13 protein-coding genes and 2 tRNA genes are annotated in these 17305 nt (G+C 61.8%); 8 read left to right on the top strand and 7 right to left on the bottom strand.

What is annotated here, in order from left to right; all coding sequences use genetic code 11:
- Positions 1-7: 7 nt before the first annotated feature.
- The gene (locus FHS81_RS05345; RefSeq protein ID WP_183751014.1) at positions 8-1141 is read right to left on the bottom strand and encodes a TRAP transporter substrate-binding protein; all 1134 of its coding nucleotides are present in this window, start codon (positions 1139-1141) and stop codon (positions 8-10) included.
- A gap of 184 nt (positions 1142-1325) precedes the next feature.
- Positions 1326-2459, bottom strand: coding sequence for an iron-sulfur cluster carrier protein ApbC (gene apbC / locus FHS81_RS05340; protein ID WP_183751013.1), 1134 nt, complete (start codon positions 2457-2459; stop codon positions 1326-1328).
- Between the two features lie 288 nt (positions 2460-2747).
- On the opposite strand from apbC, the gene FHS81_RS05335 reads away from it, so the two are divergent.
- The 5 genes from FHS81_RS05335 to FHS81_RS05315 all read left to right on the top strand — a co-directional run bounded on the left by FHS81_RS05335 (position 2748) and on the right by FHS81_RS05315 (position 7334).
- On the top strand, positions 2748-3590 hold the full coding sequence (locus tag FHS81_RS05335; RefSeq protein WP_183751012.1) for a siderophore-interacting protein: 843 nt from the start codon (positions 2748-2750) through the stop codon (positions 3588-3590).
- 273 nt (positions 3591-3863) lie between these two features.
- On the top strand, positions 3864-4682 hold the full coding sequence (cysE, locus tag FHS81_RS05330; protein WP_183751011.1) for a serine O-acetyltransferase: 819 nt from the start codon (positions 3864-3866) through the stop codon (positions 4680-4682).
- A 34-nt stretch (positions 4683-4716) separates the two neighbouring features.
- On the top strand, positions 4717-5586 hold the full coding sequence (locus FHS81_RS05325; protein ID WP_246374747.1) for an ABC transporter substrate-binding protein: 870 nt from the start codon (positions 4717-4719) through the stop codon (positions 5584-5586).
- Positions 5587-5865: 279 nt separating this feature from the next.
- Complete coding sequence (locus FHS81_RS05320) at positions 5866-6624, top strand: amino acid ABC transporter permease (protein WP_183751010.1); 759 nt, start codon at positions 5866-5868, stop codon at positions 6622-6624.
- Positions 6621-7334 (top strand): amino acid ABC transporter permease, encoded by a 714-nt coding sequence (locus FHS81_RS05315; RefSeq protein WP_183751009.1) that lies wholly within the window; start codon positions 6621-6623, stop codon positions 7332-7334. Before FHS81_RS05320 ends, FHS81_RS05315 begins: the two co-directional genes overlap by 4 nt.
- A 95-nt stretch (positions 7335-7429) precedes the next feature.
- Here FHS81_RS05315 and FHS81_RS05310 read toward each other — a convergent pair whose 3' ends face one another.
- The 4 genes from FHS81_RS05310 to FHS81_RS05295 all read right to left on the bottom strand — a co-directional run bounded on the left by FHS81_RS05310 (position 7430) and on the right by FHS81_RS05295 (position 11164).
- The gene (locus FHS81_RS05310) at positions 7430-8059 is read right to left on the bottom strand and encodes a DUF2497 domain-containing protein (RefSeq protein WP_183751008.1); all 630 of its coding nucleotides are present in this window, start codon (positions 8057-8059) and stop codon (positions 7430-7432) included.
- Positions 8060-8531: 472 nt separating this feature from the next.
- Positions 8532-9920: a TolC family outer membrane protein gene (locus FHS81_RS05305; RefSeq protein ID WP_343052424.1), complete on the bottom strand. Its 1389-nt coding sequence runs from the start codon at positions 9918-9920 to the stop codon at positions 8532-8534.
- Positions 9921-10319: 399 nt separating this feature from the next.
- Complete coding sequence (locus FHS81_RS05300; RefSeq protein ID WP_183751006.1) at positions 10320-10985, bottom strand: protein-L-isoaspartate O-methyltransferase family protein; 666 nt, start codon at positions 10983-10985, stop codon at positions 10320-10322.
- Positions 10986-11090: 105 nt separating this feature from the next.
- Positions 11091-11164, bottom strand: a tRNA-Cys gene (locus FHS81_RS05295).
- 245 nt (positions 11165-11409) lie between these two features.
- Between FHS81_RS05295 and FHS81_RS05290 the strand changes: the two genes are divergently transcribed.
- A tRNA-Asn gene (locus tag FHS81_RS05290) sits at positions 11410-11485 on the top strand.
- A gap of 787 nt (positions 11486-12272) precedes the next feature.
- Entirely contained in the window at positions 12273-12803 is a 531-nt protein-coding gene (gene rnk, locus FHS81_RS05285; protein WP_183751005.1) for a nucleoside diphosphate kinase regulator, read from the top strand.
- Positions 12804-12874: 71 nt separating this feature from the next.
- On the opposite strand, the gene FHS81_RS05280 is transcribed toward rnk, so the two are convergent.
- Positions 12875-16225 carry a YhdP family protein gene (locus tag FHS81_RS05280; RefSeq protein WP_183751004.1) on the bottom strand — a complete coding sequence of 1117 codons (3351 nt, stop codon included), beginning with the start codon at positions 16223-16225 and terminating at the stop codon, positions 12875-12877.
- Between the two features lie 474 nt (positions 16226-16699).
- Here FHS81_RS05280 and FHS81_RS05275 point away from each other — a divergent pair, with 474 nt between their 5' ends.
- A complete protein-coding gene (locus FHS81_RS05275) occupies positions 16700-17164 on the top strand; it encodes a peroxiredoxin (RefSeq protein WP_183751003.1) in 465 nt (154 codons plus the stop codon).
- Positions 17165-17305 lie beyond the last annotated feature (141 nt).

Here is a 17305-nt window from a genome sequence, read left to right as displayed (position 1 = left end):
CAAGGGGTTAATCCTGTGCGCGCACCCGGATCATGAAGTTGTCATAGGTGTACTCTGCCACCTGCCACCAGAGATAGGCCTCGGTGCTGAAAATTTTCACGGAGTCGGAAAGCGTGCGGAAAGCCGGATTGGTATCGGCGATTTCCGCCGTCAACGCCTGATTGGCCGTGTAAAGCTGGGACATCATGGCCTGCGGGGTGGGGCGTAGCTTCGTGCCGAGCGCGACGAGCCGGCGGATCGCAGCCGCGTTGAGTGCATCGTAGCGCGCCTGCACGGTGTCATGTGCTCGCGCAGCGGCGGCGGTAAGCGCGGCCCGGTGCGGTGCGGAAAGGGCGTCCCACGCATCGCGCGCAATGATGAAGCTGAACTGAAGGCCGCCTTGCCAACCTGGATAATAATAGAATGGCGCCCCCTTGTTCAGCCCAAGGCGCTCGTCGTCATGCGGGCCGGTCCACTGCGCTATGTCGATGCGCCCCGCGGTCAGCGCCGCTGCCAGATCCTGCGGCGGGATGGGTTGCGGCAATGCGCCGAAGCGTGCCAGCAGGGCCGCGCCTGTGCCTGTCACGCCCACGCGCTTGCCGGCGAGACCCTCGACGCCTGCGATTTCCTGTTTGAACCACCCGCCGGTGATCGCGCCGGTGTTGCCGCCCGGCAGGGCCAGCACGCCGTGGCTGCGATAAGCATCGTTCAGCAGGTCGAGGCCGCCCCGGTCCAGCAGCCAGGCACTGAACTGCCGCGCGTTGGGGCCGAAAGGCATGCCGCCGCCGACACCGAAGACCGGATCGCGGTCGGCATAAAAGGCTGTCGACGTATAGGCGATTTCGGCCTTGCCCTCGCGCACGGCGTCGAGTGCGGACGCGGGCTGCTTTTGTGTTTTCTGAGGCTGCGAGGCGGCGTTGACGGTGAACGCGCCGTCCGTGATGGCCGTCAGTGTATTCGCCAGCGCTTCCACTCCGGCACGCGGTGTATCGAGCGCCTCGGGAAAATCCGAAACGAGGCGCCAGACGACGGGTTTGGGCTCCGCCTTGCCGGGGGCGCCTTCCGCCGCCGTCTGCGCACGTGAGGCGCCAGTGCCGGCAAGGGCGGCGCCGAGGCTGGCGGTCACCATACCTGCGGCATGAAGAAACTGGCGGCGCTTCATCAATCAGCTCCGATACTGTCAATAGCCGGGGCGGGGCGGTCGTTCAGCGACCGTGCTGCCAGAAATCGGCAACAGGACGGATGGCTCGATAAGAGTGAGTATAATGTGGAACAGGTAAACATCTGACTGACGGCAGCGATATGTTTCCGACCCGCCTCTGGTTGCCGCCTTTTATCGCCACCGCTCATTGCTCAATGACGATGCGCGGCGGCGGGCGCTGCGGCGTGGCAAGGCCGGTCGCCACCTGCTGCGCGATGGCGAGATAGGCCGCGGCATGAGGGCCGTCCGGCTCGGCTGCGACGATTGGCTGGCCCGCGTCCGACGTCGCGCGGATGGCCATGTCGAGCGGGATGTCGCCGAGAAACGGCACGCCCCGGCGCGCTGCCTCGTCCCGCGCGCCGCCGTGACCGAAAATGTCGGAGCGCTCGCCGCAATGCGGGCAGACGAAATACGACATGTTCTCCACGATGCCGAGCACGGGAATGGCCACCTGCTCGAACATCGTCACGCCCCGGCGCGCATCGATCAGCGCCAGATCCTGCGGCGTCGAAACGATGACCGCGCCGGACAGGGGGACGGTCTGCGCGATGGTGAGCTGCGCGTCGCCGGTGCCCGGCGGCATATCGATGACGAGGATGTCGAGATCCCCCCACGCGACATCGCGCAGCATCTGTTGCAACGCAGACATCACCATCGGGCCGCGCCAGATCATCGCGGCTTCCTGATCGACGAGAAAGCCAATCGACATCAGCGCTAGCCCGTGTGCCGTCAACGGCTTGAGCGTCTTGCCCTCGACCGTTTCCGGGCGGGCGTTGGAGAGGTCGAACAATTTGGGCACGGACGGCCCATAGATATCCGCATCCAGAACGCCGACGCGGTTGCCGATTCGCGCCAGCGCCAGAGCGAGGTTCGCCGTGGTGGTCGACTTGCCGACGCCGCCCTTGCCGCTGGCGACCGCGATGATATGGCGGATGCCCGGCACGCCCGCTTTGGTGGTCGCGGCCTGTGCTTTGGGCCCGGGGCGTCTGCCGCCCGGCGCGGGGGCTTCGGTGGCGGCGCGTTCTTCCGTCAGCGAGACGAGGACATCGACGACGCCCGGCACGGCCCGCACCGCATTTTCGGCGGCCAGCCGCAGAGGCTCCAGCCGGGAGGCGCGTGCGGCATCCACCTGTATGGAAAAGTACACCTTGCCTTTGTGCACCACGACTTCCGACAACGCGCCCGAGCGGGGCAGGGGCGTGCGTCCGTCCGGCCCGGGAATGGAGGCGAGGGCCGCGAGAATGACGTCTTCGGTCGGCTGCTGAGATTGATCGGCCATGGTCGTCCTGTTTCCTCGGTGCGCTCCGCGTCCGCCGCCAGCGGCAGAGGCCCTTTACGGGCGGCACTATACAGACGGGCCGCAACAGGCGGTATCCGTTTTTACTGGCATTGTGCGAGGATGGCAGGGTAAAACATTTTCGCGTGTTATTTCAATAAAATATGGAATAGATCCAATCTTGCCGTAGCCAAAGGCAGTGATAGTTCGGCTGACGCAGGAGGATCCGTTCCGGACATCGACCCTTCAGGACCGAATGGTTATCGTGAACTGAATGAAAGGATGAGCGGCATGACGACGACCGATCCCGATGCTGGCGTACCGGACAGCGAGCGACACCGGACGGAGCGCGTTCGCCACCCACTGCGCATCCGGCTGCTGACAGTCAAGCGGGTGCATCCGCTGACGCCGGGGATGGTGCGCATCACCCTGGCGGGTGACGATCTGGCCGGTTTCTACAGCGGCGCCCATGACGATCACGTCAAACTGTTCTTCCCGCGTGCTGGCGAGGCTCTGCCTGTGTTGCCGAAGCTGGAAGAAGGCCGCGTGCTGGTGGACGAAAACAATCGCCCGACCGCGCGCGATTACACGCCCCGCCACTATGACGCGAGCGCGGGAGAACTCGACATCGACTTCGCGCTGCATGAATCAGGCCCGGCCAGCGACTGGGCGCGCGCGGCGCAACCGGGCGATCACCTCGGCGTGGCGGGGCCGAGAGGCTCCTTCGTGGTGCGGGATGATTTCGACTGGTATCTGCTGGTGGGCGATGAAACAGCCCTTCCCGCTATTGCCCGCCGTCTGGAGGAACTGCGCCCCGAGGCGCGGGCACTGGTCGTGGCCGAGGTTGCGGATGCGGACGCGGAACAGCCGTTGTCTTCCCGCGCCGATTTGCAGGTCCAATGGCTCCACCGCGACGGCCGGACGCCGGGCGACAATACGTTGCTGGCAGACGCCATCGGGAAACTCGCGTTGCCGGCAGGCGACGGATACGTGTGGATCGCCTGCGAATCGCTCACCGCCAAGCGGCTGCGAGACATTCTGCTGGCAACGCACGGCCACCCGAAGGCCTGGCTGAAGGCATCCGGCTACTGGAAAAAGGGCGTCGCCAACTCTCACGACGAACACGCGGACTGAGGCGACAAACAATTGGCCCAATTCGTTGCATCGGGTCGGGTGCGGCCTGCTTCGGATACACCTCTCTTTTTCAGGCGCAAAGCCGTCGGGTATTCACCTGGCGGCTTTTTTATCCCAAGCTATATGCGTTTTAAAAATGTAAAATTATCGATGAATCTCATTTTTTATGTGAATTTTGTTGCCCGCACTTTAAATGGTCTATAAATTCAATAAACATTTGCTGAGGCGGTGCATGTCGCCTCGCATGGAACAGGGCGACAAGAGGTCTGCGGCATGAGCATCGCGGTGAATGAAGGCAGTCCGAGAGTGACGGACTGGCTTTGGCGGAAGGTGCAGACCGAGACGCAGGAGGTGATCAAGCGCGAGCCGGAACTGGCCACCGTGGTATGGGCCTCGATTCTCGGCCACGAGACGCTTGAGGATGCGCTGGCCTATCGTGTTGCCCAGCGTCTTGATCGCGGCATTCTCTCTGCCGAACTCATCCGTGCGGCCTATACCGAAGCGTTCCGGGCTGATCCGGACATCAAGGCGGCGATGCGGGCGGATCTCGTGGCGGTGATCGAGCGTGATCCGGCTGTGGGGCGCTATCTCGACGCTATCCTCTATTTCAAGGGCTTCCACGCCATCGAGGCCCACAGGTTGGCGCACTGGCTGTGGAAAAAGGGCCGGCGTGACTTTGCCCGGCACCTGCAAAGCGTATCCTCCGAGGTATTCCAGACGGATATCCACCCCGCTGTGCGGATGGGACGCGGTATCTTTCTCGATCATGCGACCGGCTTCGTCGTCGGTGAAACCGCCGAAATCGCCGATAACGTCTCCATTCTCCAGGGCGTCACCCTTGGCGGCACGGGCAAGGGGCTTGGCGACCGCCATCCCAAGGTTCGCTCGGGTGTGCTGATCGGTGCGGGCGCGAAGATTCTCGGCAATATCGAGGTCGGTGAGCGGGCGCGCGTGGGGGCAGGTGCGGTCGTGCTGTCGTCAGTGCCGCCGCGCACGACTGTCGCTGGCAGCCCTGCCCGCGTCGTTGGTTCAGCCGGCGCGGACGAGCCGTCGCAGGCCATGAACCAGATGTTCTACGACGTCGGGCTATGATGGATAGCATCCATCCTGAAAGTTTTATGGGGCAATGCGCAGAGTGGCCGTATGGTTCGGCGCCTCTGGCGGCTCCAAGCATGAGGAAAAGACCATGAAACTAGGTGCACTCGTTCTCCTCGCCGCCGTATTCGTTGGCGGTGCGGCGCATGCCGACAGGCTCGACGACATCAAGAAGGCTGGCGTCTTGCGCGTTGCCGCGTTCGACAGCAACCCGCCCTTCGGTTATGTCGATGAAAAGAGCCGCCAGATCGTCGGTCTGGACGTCGATTATGCCAAGGCATTCGCCGACAAGCTCGGCGTCAAGCTGGAACTGCGCCCCACCAACCCCGCCAACCGCGTGCCGCTGCTGACCTCCGGCAATGTCGATCTCGTGCTGGCGAACTTCACGATCACCGACGAGCGCGCCAAGCAGGTCGACTTCAGCGTGCCGTACTTCTCCTCCGGCCAGCAGTTCCTGGCCAAGAAGGGCGTTCTCAGCTCGCCGGACCAGCTCAACAGCCTGCGCATCGGCGCGGACAAGGGCACCGTCAACGAAATCGTCCTGCGCCGCGACTTCCCAGGCGCAACCATCGTCTCTTACGACGATACGCCCTTCGCCTTCACGGCACTGCGCAACGGCAACGTGCAGGCCATCACACAGGACGGCCCCAAGCTCGTCGGTCTGCTGGCGAACGTGCCGGACAAGGAAAACTATGAGATCCCGGCCTTCACCATCTCCAACGACTACATCGGCGTTGGCATCCCGAAGGGCGAGACGGCGCTGGTCGAGTTCGTCAACGAAACGCTGACGGAGCTGGAAGCATCCGGCAAGGCGCAGGAAATCTATGACGTCTGGTTCGGCCCGAACAGCAAGACCCCGCTGCCGCGCCTGTTCAAGATCGGTGATGCCAAGACGAACTGAACTCTTGGACCAACTGAACTGTTGGGCCAACTGAACCGTTGACCGGCAGAGCGCGCACTGCTTTGCGTAGAGACGGCGTGTGAAATCAGACAGTTATAGCGCCGTTCGACATCTCTGGCTGCGCGTTCCCAACCGAACGCGCAGCTTGCTTGTCCGGGGAAGTAGAGCGTTTTCAAGCAAAGCGGATACCGATTTGCGCAATTTCGCAGTCCTTTCCTGACATACGGGCATTATGCGATCTGACGGCATGGGCGAACTCACGGTCACGAGCTGCTGACGATGGATTTATCGATATTTGGTCTGGCGTCCATTTACGTCGAATGGCTGCTGTGGGGCTTCGGCGTCACCCTGCTGCTATCCGCCGCGACATGCGTTGCCGCGACACTCGGGGGCTTGGTGATCTGCGCCGCGCGGATCAGCCCGCTGCGCGTGTTCAGCATCCCTGCGCGGATTTATCTGGCCATCTTCCGCAACACCCCTTTGCTTGTGCAGATCTTTTTCTGGTACTTCGCCGGATCGGCTATTTTCCCGACCCCCCTGCTGGACTGGTTCAACAATCCCCATACGGTCACGATTGCGCCGGCAGGAACAACCTGGCTGTCGTTCAAGCTCCCCTCGTTCGAGTTCTGGGCCGGCTTCGTCTCACTCACATTCTACACCACGGCTTTCATTGCCGAGGAGTTCAGGTCCGGTCTTCGGGCGGTCGATGCCGGCCAGCGCGAGGGTGGCCTGTCGCTCGGTCTTTCGCCGGCGTTGGTGTTCATTCTCATCATCGTGCCCCAGGCCACGCGCCACGCCTTCGCGCCGCTGCTCGGGCAGTATATGAACGCCATCAAGAATTCATCGCTGACCATGGCAATCGGCGTGGCCGAGTTGTCCTATGCCTCGCGGCAGGTCGAGACGGAAACGTTCCAAACCTTTGAAGCCTTCGGCATCGCCACGATTCTTTACATCTTCGCGGTGGCGGTCGTGGAAGCCATTGGCGAACTGGTGCAGCGTCGGCGCGACAGAAAATATGGCCGGGGGGCCGTGACATGAATTTCGATGTCGTCTGGAACAACCTGCCATATCTGCTGTGGGGTGCATGGCCGCAGGGTCCGTTGGGCGGTGCGGCGCTGACGATCGTGCTGAGCCTGTTTTCCGGCATTGCATCGGCGGTGATCGGGCTGGTGCTCGGCGTCTGGCTATTCATGGCCCGGGGCATCGTGCACACTGTGCTGCTGCTGTTCCTCAGCTTTTTCCGGTCGATCCCGGTGCTGATGCTGATCTTCTGGACATATTTTCTGCTGCCCGTGGCGCTCGGTTTTTCCGTGCCTGAACTTGCAACCGTGGTCTGCGCGCTGGCCTTCATCGGCGGCGCTTACCTGGCGCATGGCGTTGCAGCGGGCTTGCGTAGCGTGGGGGGAGGGCAGTGGGAGGCCGGCATTTCGTTGGGGCTGGGGCGCTGGCGCGTTCTGCGCCTCATCATCCTGCCCCAATCCCTGCGCCGCATGGCGCCATCCTTCGTCAACCAGTGGGTCGCTCTGATCAAGGACACGTCACTCGCCTACGTCATTGGCGTGCCGGAACTGTCCTTCGTCGCCACCCAGGTCAACAACCGGGCGATGGTCTATCCGGCGGAGATATTTCTGTTTGTCGCGGCGGTGTATTTCGTGATCTGCGGCGCGCTCGATCTCGTCGCGGGAGCGGTGGCGGGTAAGGAACGGGAACATACCAGAGGCGACAAGGCCGCCAAAACCGCTTCCTGATGCCGTCGACTTTTAAGTTAAAAGCGCGAAAGCACTCAGACCCGGCATGGCGGCTGCTTGTCACCGTTTGGTATCAAGCGCCGCCGGGCGCGGGGTTACTGCTTGCCGCGTGAGATGCGCTCGATCTCTGCCTTGACCAGTCTTTCTACTAACGGCGGCAGGTTCTCGTCGAGCCATGACTTCAGCAGCGGACGCAGCATCTCCTGCACCAGATCGTCAACCGTGCGCGGGGCGCGGTTCAACACAACCGATGACAGGGCGCTGAACGCCGAGGCCGCGGATGCATCGGCGGCGGAAGACAGAAGGGGTTCCGGAGCAGGCGGTGCTTCGACATCGCCGGGACGCGAAGAAGCGGTTTCCGAGATCGGAGCCGCCTGCTGCGCATGAGCCGTTTCATGTGCGTCTCGCCGCTCGTGCGCCTGAGGGCGCACAGGTTCCGCAATCGGTACGGACGAAGGGGCAGGCGTAGTCACGGTGCTCATGTCGCGAGGATGTTGCGGATCGCTCTCGACAACTTCGTCATCGAAGGTGATTGCGCTGAAATCGATACCCGCATCGACGTTGACGCTATCAGCCGGCAGCGGCAGCGAGTGGGCCTGATCGTCGGCAATGATGCGCCGGATCGATGCGAGAATTTCTTCCATCGATGGTTCGACGTTCGCCCGGTCGCTGGTGCGGGTGGTCTCCCGGGGAACGGAATGAAGCCTCTGGCTTGCTGCGCTCATCGACAAACCTGCCTGTCCTGTAACTGACGGGTGCCCTGCGGCGACCCTGTGCGCGAATATATCATCCAACCACGATGATTTCCTCCTGCCGGAAACGCGCTTGCTGACAATATCAGGCCGCGAGATCCGAATGTCTGTTTCGGCAGGGTGAGTCCAATTCGATGGATCGCTTTGAACGCAAACTGCTCTGGCAGGCGAAAATACGTTGGACGAAGATAGCCTCGCTCAATTCCCGTGCACAGAGGTTAATGAAAGATTACCGTTGATACAGGTAAGAAAAACGACTCCAGCCAAGATCCGACCTTACACTCTGGGCGCCAGGGTCTCGGACAACTGCTTGACTTGCAACTGCTGGAATCATGGCACGGGGCCGAAAAGCAAAACCGGAAACGCGGCAACTGGCTGCGTTCCCGATTCACATGCGGATGACGGACAGGCTTGAGATTTACCCGATAGGCGGAAGGGCGGATAATCAGCGCCCGTCAGGCGTCGATGTGCCGATCCACTTGCCCTTGACCTGATGGAAGTGCTGGGACGAATCGTAACGCGCCACTTTCAGCCCGAGGGTCTCTGCCGACAGGCGGCCGATCGCGTGAAGCACTTCATAGGAAGCGACAATCCGGTCCCGCTGCGCTGTGACCAAGAGCACACGCGATGACAGCAGTGTCTGCTGTGCGTTCAACACGTCGAGCGTTGTGCGCTGTCCGACCTTGGCTTCCTCGCGGGTGCCGGACAAGGCGATTTCATTGGCTGCAACGGCGGACTGCGCGGCAGTAATGCGCTGCTTGGAGGCTTCAAGGTTTGCCCAGGCAGCAACGATCGCCTGCTGCACCTGATCGCGGACAACATCGACCTGGAGGCGCTGCTGGCCTGCACTTTCCTTGGCCTGCCTTGTCTGCGAGTAGACAAGTCCACCTTCGTAAATCGGAATGCGCAATTGTCCGACAATGGTGCCCGAGGTAATGACGCTGTGGCGGGTGCTGGAGGCATCGAAGTTACGGGTCAATGATGCGCTGACCCCAAGTTGCGGGTAAAGAGCGCTTTCTGCCACCTTTACCTGGAACTCCGCAACGTCGACGCCATGTAGCGCCGCGATGATCGCGGGGTGTTCCGCAAGGCCAATCCGGATCCCCTGTTCTAGGGTCTTGGGCAGATAACGCTCCGCCGCTACACCTGGCCCGAGCTTGCGCGGGGTTTCGCCGATGATCTGACGGTACGTCGCGATGCTGGTGCGCAGATTCGCCTCGGCCACGCTTTCCTGGGCATGACTGCTGGCGAGCTGTGCCTCTGACTGTGCGACGTCGGTACGCGTCACTTCACCAACGCTGAACCTGTCTTCTGTCTGGCGGAGCTGCTCTTCCAGAACCTCGACGTTGTTGCGCTGCAAATTGAGAACGGCGGTGTCGCGCAGCACGTTCATGTAAGCGGAGGCACTGTCGAGCAGGAGAACCTGTTCGGTGTTGCGGAGCTGCTCACGTCCGCTCAGCACCTGAGATTCGGCTGCCCGCACTGAATTGCGGGTGCGATTACCGTTGAATATGCTCTGGTCGAGCTGGATGCCGAGGGAGCTGGGATAAAGCGTTTCCGTATTACGGTTGCCGGGAATCCGGGTATCTGTGCGGGCAATGCCGGTGCTTCCCGTGGCGTTCAGCGTCGGCCGGTAGCCCGACAAAGCCTGTGGCACATTCTCATCCGTAACGCGTAGCGCCGCACGCTGGACGTTCAGGGTGGGGCTCGACGCATAGGCTTTCGCCAGCGCGCCCGTCATCGTTTCCGCCGCTGCCGGAGCCGAGAGGGCGGTGCTGACGAGGAGAGCGAAGCCGATAACCGCTGCCCGGGTGGTTCTGCCGTTGCTGTTCACGTTCACCTTCCCGAATTCCAAATTGGTCGGACTGCCGCACAATCTGCCAAGCATGCCGATGCGAATAAAAAAACCGCCTCCCGGCAGGCGTCCTTTGCGGATGGATTACCTTCCGTACAAATGCTGCCGTCGCGTGTCATCACGTACTCAAATCCAGTTAAAAAACCATCCCATGCAACAGCGCATGCATTCTACGTTGCCGTGTAGCAGCCTGAAACTATGCTTTTCTTTCAGTTCCGGTGTTTGGAAAAGGGTGTGGCAAAAATGAAACATCGCCAGCCTCCTGAAAGCTGGCGATAATCTTTCTTTTGCAGCCGGTTATGTCAAATGCCAAAGAAAAAGCTATTGCGGATAGTGGGCTGCTGCGTGCGGCATCGCACAAGCAAGTATTGAGTTGTTTCAGAATATGAAATCCGCTGGCGCACGGAACGCGTCAAGCGCTGGCGCTGGCGCGTCGAACAATGTCCGCGTACTGAACGATGAGCCGACACGCTGGATGAGTATGGCCTTGGGCGCGCCGGAATGGCTGCTGATGCCGACGATTTTGCCGCCATCGACCAGCTGGTCCCGGAGCTTGTCGGGAATGACATCGAAAGCGCCGTTGATAACGATCGCATCATAGGGCGCCGTTGCGCTCCAGCCATCTGCGAGCGGGCCGGTCACGACCTCGATCCGGCCTTCACCGAACTCCGCAGCCAACTGGCGGGCTTTCGCGGCGACGGCCTCGTCCGACTCGAGCGCAGTCACTGCAGCGCCCAGATGCGCCAGAACGGCCGAGCCATATCCGGTCGCCGCGCCGACATCGAGAATGCGGGCGCGCGGCGTCACTTCAAGAGCCTGAATGAGGCGGGCAAAAATCAGCGGCGCCAGAAGGAAGCGCCCATGCTCCCTGTCTTCTCCAACGACGAGGTGCTGATCGCTGAAAGCAAGAAGCTGCCTGTCTTCCGGAACGAAGCGCTCGCGCGGCAGGTCGAGAAGCGCTGCCAGCACGTCTCTATCGGTAACGTCGAATGTCCGCACCTGACAGTCGACCATCGTACGTCGGGCGCTGGCGAAATCGAACATGACGGCGACCTTTATGCTGCGTATCGTTGCCTGCTGCGTCGTCGAACCCGCTTGCCGTTGCAGCCACCCGGCCTGCGCCGGAAAATGCCGGATGCGCCGAAATTCTGGAGGCCTCGCCCGGAATCGAACCGGGGTGCAAGGATTTGCAGTCCTCTGCGTAACCACTCCGCCACGAGGCCTCACTGCGTGCTTCATAGCAAAGCCCGATACAGGATTGCAACTGCCTCGATGAATATGACCGCCTTCGCAGCCGAAATCCGCCTGACTCCAGTGGAAACAGCGGCACGAGGCCCCTTCGATGGCTGGAAATCCTGTCGTTTGCGTCTCAATGCCCGAATGTTATCCACACCCGAACATCGCCGGCAAAAAAATCGTAAAACGGCTTGCATCCTGAAACATCATCCTGTATCCCCCTGATCACTGTTCCTCGATAGCTCAGTTGGTAGAGCAAGCGACTGTTAATCGCTGGGTCGCAGGTTCGAGTCCTGCTCGAGGAGCCAGTTTATTTTTTGGAATACATGCGTTGCGATACGCATGTGTGATGTTTATTCAATATCGCGGCCAAGGCCGCGAGTGGATAACATTATAAGCAAAGGCATGCAGCCTTGTTGCTTTCTGTAACGTGGATATCATTCCATGATACCACTCAGGCGACGGCCAGTGGCGGCTTGCAGTCTTCACAAAAATAACGCGAAATAGTTGGTCATCTGCTGATAGCGATTCGCTTTTGCAGTTTCATATGGCCACGTTTCTGGCGGATGGCCCAAGCCTTCTCAGTCGCAGGCGATTCTACCTAGCGCTTTTCATCACCTATCGATATGCGCTTATGACGCAGTATGCCGGCTGGCTTTGCGAATCACGTTTTCTTTTCCTGAATTGACAAACGATGTGATTGCGGCGACCATTCTTTCATGGCTGTTTTGAACCATATCGGGCGCATGTTGCCGCAAGCTGAAACCGGACAGGCGCAAGACGCGCCGTTCCGGATCGCGGTGCCGTGTGTTGCCGAAGCCCGGCGACATCGACCGGGAAGGATGGCAGCCGCAAGGGTTGCCCGGTGGCAGCCGGCCGGGGCTTAATCTCCCCGCACTGACATCGCCACCCGCGGACGGGCAGCCCCTGTAAAGGCCCCGCGCCGGATAGCCTGAAACCCCAATTTTTACAGATCGTCATCGCTATCAGCAGCACGGAGCCACATCGGCTTCAATGCGCGACATCGCCCGGACGATCCGGCAATTCTCTTCCGGCAGGCATTCCGGGAGGGACTATTCTCACAAGGTGACCAACATGACTAAATCAGGTCGTATCGCCCTGCCCAAGATCGTCATCGGCGATGAAGAGCATGAACGCCTGTCGGCGCTGGCGAATTCGATCGCCGCGCGCCAGCCCGAGCTTGCAGAGGAATTGCTCGCGGAAATGGATCGCGCCCGCGTCGTCAAGTCGGCGAAGGTGCCGGCGGATGTCGTGCGCATGAACGCCGAGGTTGAGTTCGAAACGGACGAAGGCCACCGGCGTCGCGTGACGCTCGTCTACCCGGGCGAGGCGGATATTTCATCCGGCCGTATCTCGATACTGACACCCATCGGCGCGGCGCTGATCGGGCTGTCGGCGGGGCAGTCGTTTTCCTTCGAGGCGCGGGATGGGCGCCAGCAGCGGCTCACTGTGCTGTCTGTCGGCCCGGCCGCCAGTCCCGTCGTCAAGCCGGAAGGCGAGGGGAGTGCCGTTATCGATCTCGGCAATGCCCGCGATGCCCGGGCCGTCGCACGCCCGGCCGCAGGCATATCCGGAGAGGACGATCCCGGCCCCTCGGCAGCGTAAGCGGCTGTGTGTACCTCCGCATCCTGCGTTCGACAGGCAAGGCTGCCTGAACGCAGGATGCTCCGAGGGTCTCAATTCGCGCCCGTTGCGGTCGGCTTGCTATCGGCGCGGCCGAGGTCGAAAAACTTGCGGAATATGCCGGGGGCGATAGCCGACAGCGGGTTAACGGTGACACTGGGTGAGGCGATTGCCCCCTGCGCGCGGAAATTGACCGCGAACAGACCGCCGTATTGACCGCCGCCCAGCAGTGGCCCGAGCAACGGCACCTGGCTGAACACATTGTTGAGTGCATAGGCGGGCACATATGTTCCCGAGAGGTCGAGCGTCTCGCGCTGGAGGTTAATGTTACCTTCAAACGTGATGCCGACGCTCGGCCCCCAGGTCACGCCCTCCTGAATGTATATGCGGCCGGGTGCGCGGGTAAACGCTATCCGCAGCTTGGTAAAGGCGACATTGCCGGGGTCGACAGGCAGCTTGCGCGGGCTTTCCGTCAGCAGATGCTCCATGGTCGGCTCGTTGAGGATGGCGAAGTTGTGCATCAGCAGCTGGCCGGCGTCCTTCGTCATATGAGCCTGAAGATTGCCGCCCGCGAGCCGCGCGTAGAGGTTCGCGAAGCGCAACATGGCGCCGGCATTGGCGGTACGCATCGAAATGTCGCCATTTCCGCCATTCATGCTGGCTTCCAGTGCCGCGCCGCTGAAACTGCCCTTCAAGTTGAGCGCACTGATGCTGCCCTTGCGTGTTTTCAGCGTCAGCGCCGATTTCGACAGCGTTTCGCCGTTGAAGCCAGCCAGAATGTTGACGGCGAGATCGAGGTCGATATCGGGCAGGCTGCCGCCTGCGCCGCCACTCTCGCCGCCGGTGAGGCCGCCGCTGATATCCTTGAGGAACGGGCGGGCGTCGAGCAGATTACCGCGCGCGCCGATGCGATACCCGTTGCCATTTGCAGTGACGTCAACGGACAGATCATCGTTCGGCGATAGCCGCACGCCAGTCAGCGCGGCGCTCTTGAGACTGCCGCCAGGTTCCAGCCGCGCGCTGCCTCGTGCTGTGGCCCCTGCATCCAGCACGATGTCGGACAAGTTGAAACCGTTCTGTTCCACGAGGGTAAAAGTGAGGCTGCCGGATTTGCCCGCCGGCTTGGACCAGCCGGGGAGAAGGTTATCAATCCGCGCGCGCGTCAGGTCGGCGTCGACCTTCATCGGTAAGCTGCCGTTGGCGGCGCCGGTGCCGAAAGGCGTGTCGACCCGCACAGCGATGGGGCCGCGCAGCCGGTTTCCAAGATCGATACCCTGGGCCTTGCGCGCGGCGTCGTCGAGAGTCAGCGTGACAATTGCGCGGCCGGCGCGCCTGTCGTTGTCATGTCCGCGCCGCAGGGGCTGGTTTACATCGATCGTCGCTGGCAAACCGGCGATCTGTCCTGTGCCGTTGATCGTCAGGTCGTTGTCGTTGGCGGTCAGCGCCAGCTCGCCATTCGTGAGTTTTTCCTTGCCGATGCTGATACTGAGTTTCTGAAGCGCGCCCGTTACGCGGGTGGCGACCTGATCCGGTTTCAGATCCTTGATGAGCGGCAGCGAAACATCGACCCTTAGATCCACGGCCCCCTGAACGCTGTTCGCTGGAATGTCGAGGTCGAAAATCGGCCGCAGTGCTTCCCGCTCCAGAAGACGCACGAGCGTCGTGGCCTCGCCGCGTATGCGAAAGTCGATGGCGGCCACGATGGGGGCGGTCAGACGTTCCATGGTCATGCTACCATCTGACAGTTCGAGAATCTGCCCCGGTACGATCTCCGCCTGCGCCGAGGGCACGGAAACCTTGGCGCTTGCCCCGGTCACGATGCCGCTCACTGTTGCATCTTCCAGCGCTGGAAACCCAGGCGCGGCCTGCAATGTGACGTCGGTGGCGGAAAATTGCGTGCGGGCCACCTCATGGGCCAGAGGTTCGCGGCGGCGTGAGGCTTCGAGTTGCGCTTTCGACAGGCTGACAGCGACATTCAGATTTTCAAGCAGGCCGGCTTTCAGATTCTCGATGAGATAGAGGCGCGGCTCGGGTGTGACGAACTGTGGCCAGAACCGCAGAATTGCCCTGGCATCGGAACGCGCGGTCTGCACGCCGAGGCGGATGCCGCCGGGGTTATCCGCGCCGCCGAGGTCGCCGTTCAATGCAACGCCGAAACCCGCGCCGGATGCGGCGATACGCTCGATGTGTACGCGGCCATCGTGTTTGCCGGCGACATCGACGGAGAGATTGTCGATGATCAGCGGCTGCTCGGTTTCGCTCAGGGGGGGAAGCACGGCATCCTTACCGGAGAGAAGCAGGCGCCACGGCGTTTCAACGCCCCCGAATTGCACGCGCCCGTCCAGATCGAACTTCGCCCCGCTGATCGCAAGAGATAACTTGGGAATCAGCAGATCCCCGCTTGCGGCTTCGCGATTGACTTCCAGCTGGAAGGCGGAAACGTGCAGCGGCGGTTGGTCCTTGTCATGATAGATCAGCGTGCCGGGGGCCGATTCGATTGAGCCTTCCAGCGCCGTAAGCCGGTTCTGCGCCGAAACGGCCGCCCGCGCCCGGCCCGAAAAGACGAGATCTCCGGCGACGGGACCGTTTTCGGCGTTGGCCAGCAGCAGGATATCGCCGAGGGAAGCCCCCTCCAGCGCAAATTCGAGAACGCGGTCGCCCGTGACGATGCCGGTGATACCGCCTTTTGCCGTCCACACGCCGGTCGGGCTGCGAGCGGCCATCGTCATATCCAGCGTGTCGGCCGATTTGCGCGATACGTCGGCCTTCACTTCCGAAAAGTGAATCCGGTCCTCGCCACTGCTGCCTGCGATGGTGATGCGCGCGTCGGACAGGGAAATGCTGTCGAGCGCGCGAGCAAGCCCCGATTCGTCGGACAGTATATCGACCATGCCGACGATGGCGGAATCGAAGGCGTCTCCGCTTTTCGGATGCGCCTGTATCGTGCTTGGCGGCGGCGTGTCGCGTTCGGGAATTGCAGGGGCGCTGAGGGTGGGTGTCGATTCGGTGTGAACCGTGCCGTCGGGCATGATGCTGAGGCGGGCGTCGATGCCTGAAAAGGCGATGGCGGTAACGTCGACGGCGCCGAACATCAGCTGCCACGGATCGATGGCGATCTCGCCCTCGCGCGCGCTCAGGAATACGGTGCCGTCAGGTTGCCGGATCTCGATGCCTTCCGCCAGCAACGCCGGGCCATAGGCGGACAATGCAACGCCGGTACTGGCGATGCGCGCGCTCCAGCCGGGGGCGAGGCGTTCGTTGAGCGCGCGGGAAATAGGCTCCGCCAGCGCTTCCGCTGAAAGCGAGCCGAACGAGAGGCGAACGATGACGGCGCCAACGCACAGGATCAATATGAGCGCAACAAGAAGCCCGCCGCGAAGCATCTGGGCCGTTGCACGTTGCACCACGCCGCCCCGTCTGGCCTGTCTGCGGCGGTTTCGGCGAAAAAGTCGAAATCCTGTCATCCGCCTGACCGCTGCAGGCCGGGAGCACTGGTTTGCCGACCTCGTGATAATCTGTCAGGCACGCTGGAACCCTCCCCGGAAATGGCGCCGCCATTCCGTTTCAACCAAGCATAGTGTAACGTTGTCGCATGTCGAGGATGATGATGTGGGCTAAAAATCGTCTTTTGCCCACACAAAAACCCGTGCACACTGCCGTTCTGTCGCATCCGCCCGGAGCCGGGTGGATGCTCTGCCGTATTCGCTTCTATACCGTTGTGGCCGCATTATGTTGTCACCGGAATATAATGCCGTGAAAGCGGCATCACGGGGAGCGAACGGTCCTTTCCCGGCGAATGTTCCGGCGGACCCGGAATCTCGCATGTCCGGAGCCTCTGGCCTCTGGAACATACCGACTTGAATCGAATGGAGTCTGAGATGAGCCTCGAACAAGGCGATGCCGCCCCCGATTTTACCCTGCCGGGTGCCGGCGGAGAGACCATTTCCCTGTCTGCGCTGCGTGGGCGCAAGGTGGTGCTGTATCTCTATCCCAAGGATGACACCAGCGGTTGCACGAAGGAGGCCATTGCCTTCAACGGTCTGCGCGATGCATTCGAGGAAGCGAATACGGTCATCATCGGCCTGTCTGCCGACAGCGCCGCCAGTCACGACAAGTTCCGCGACAAGCACGACCTCGCCATCGCCTTGGCGTCCGACGAGACGAAGCAGACCGTCGAGGCCTATGGCGCGTGGGTGGAAAAGAGCATGTATGGCCGCAAGTATTTCGGTATCGACCGCTCCACCTTCCTCATCGATGCCGAGGGCCGGATCGCGCAGATCTGGCGCAAGGTGAAGGTTCCCGGCCATGCCGAGGCCGTGCTGAAGGCCGCGCAGGCGCTCTGAATGTTGAGCGGAAGCCGTTCGCCTTGACAGCGGCGGCCGGCTCCGCTTCATCTGCACCTTGATCTTGCTGCAACCGCCCGGGCCGCCGGTGCGGTCGTGCTGCCATTCTCCGGGCGCGTCGCGCGCCACAACAGTTGAGTA

Origin of the sequence: Pseudochelatococcus contaminans, from assembly GCF_014195635.1 — a bacterium.
Lineage (GTDB): Bacteria > Pseudomonadota > Alphaproteobacteria > Rhizobiales > Beijerinckiaceae > Pseudochelatococcus > Pseudochelatococcus contaminans.
Note: the sequence above shows the minus strand (reverse complement) of the source record. Positions and strands in the feature narration are given on the sequence as shown.